General features: G+C 33.4%; 2 protein-coding genes. Both read left to right on the top strand.

Annotation, left to right across the window (positions count from 1 at the left end):
• On the top strand, nucleotides 1-1,017 hold a 1,017-nt coding region (locus tag U9R42_13285), incomplete at its 5' end, for an SRPBCC family protein (GenBank protein MEA3496993.1).
• A gap of 255 nt (nucleotides 1,018-1,272) precedes the next feature.
• Nucleotides 1,273-1,771 (top strand): methyltransferase type 11 (locus tag U9R42_13290; GenBank protein ID MEA3496994.1); only part of this gene is annotated, 499 nt, incomplete at its 3' end.

Consider the following 1,771-nt stretch of genomic DNA (forward strand, 5'->3'; position numbering starts at 1 on the left):
ATGAAAACGCTTAAATGGATTGGAATTATATTATTGATTTTAATTATACTCGTAACAGTATTCTCTTTATTCTTGCCAAAAGAATACAATATTGAAAAAGCAAAAACAATTGATGCTCCTGCTTGGTCGGTATTTGAAGAGGTTGCTGATTTTCATAACTGGACAAATTGGTCTTTTTGGTATCAAAAAGATACTACTATGAAAATTGAGTATTCAGGAACTAAAAAAGGAAAAGGGGCTTTACGAAGTTGGGAAAGTAAAAAATTGGGCAATGGAAAAATGGAAATTGTTGAGTGTAAAGAAAATACATTTATTAAAAACGAACTATACTTTATGGATTCTAAAGAACCAATATTTGGTACTTGGAATTTTGAAGAAACAGAAGACGGAACAACTGTAACTTGGGCTATTAGTGGAGAATCAAGTCTTTGTCCCATTTCAAAAATCCAAATACTCTTGGGAAAGAAAATGTTAGAAAAAGCTATGAATAAAGGACTTGAAAATTTATCTGAATTATGCGAAGCAAAACCTAAAGAATTACCAATTGAGGTAACATTCTCAAGCATTGATACAATAAGATACCTTGCCATTAAAGTTATTGTTACAGATAAAACAATGCTTGATGCAAAATATGGAGAAGCTTTCGGTAAACTGTCTTCATTTTTAAAAGAAAATGAAATACTACCGGCAGGGCATCCTTTTTCCACAGCATTACAATGGTCGGAAAAAAATGGAGATACAATTATTTTTGAGGTAGCATTTCCAATAAATAAGGAGCTTGAAATTCCTGAAGATGAAAATGTTTATTTCTCTGTGATACCTGCTGGAAATATTGCTACGGCAATGCATCTTGGCAAATATGAAGATGTTGGAAAGGAACATGGGGCAATAATGAAATGGATACAAAAAAATGATAAAAAAATTATTGGTCATCCATGGGAAACATATATTACCGACCCTACAATGGAGCCGGATACAAGCAAATGGAAAACCCAAGTTTGTTATCCTGTTAATTAAAAAAATCTGTTACCAAAAATTTTTCAGGCTCTTCTGTTTCTTCTATCCGTTCATATCCAACTTTTGCTAACCAACGTTTAAAAAGACTCTGCTTTAGGTGAAAGAACTGAATTTCTGAGTCCACTCTAAAAAGTAATGAGTGCAGGTTTTGAAAGATTTACTGAAGCATAAATGATTTCGCTATTTTTATCAACCGCATATTGCAGGAATCTGTAGTAAGAATTCCTACCTTTGACCCGAAAGGAAAAGCAATCGATGATTAGGGATATAGAGATAAACAAGCCAGAACCTATTGAGTCTGGAAAAAAAACAGAGTCGTTTAAACGTGGGACGGATGTTCAACTTACGATTGAAGCATTAGAGGCTGGTAACCCAATATTAATAACAGAATTTTATAATAATGGATTGTTACTTCTTAAAGAGTTACATACGCATCTGAATAGAAAATTTCCGAATAAGTCTTTTCAGGAACAAAGGGAGTATCGCTCAGAATATCATAAGCTGTCAAATCTAATTTTGATAGAAATTGTAGATCATAAATTGGCGGTAAAAAAGTCTCCCGGTATCGGCTGGTTAGAAAAGCTTTATCCTGAAACTAGTGATTTTTTCTTATCCTTTCCTCAAGTACAAGGACTAAATAGTGCTTGGCAGTGGTACCTGAAGGGGATTTCTATTCCTGTATTGCGAAATAAAATACATCCATATTACGGCACTTATTTTCCTACACGTTTCGAGCATTTGATACTTTTTGACA

The organism is Bacteroidota bacterium, from assembly GCA_034723125.1.
Lineage (GTDB): Bacteria > Bacteroidota > Bacteroidia > CAILMK01 > JAAYUY01 > JAYEOP01.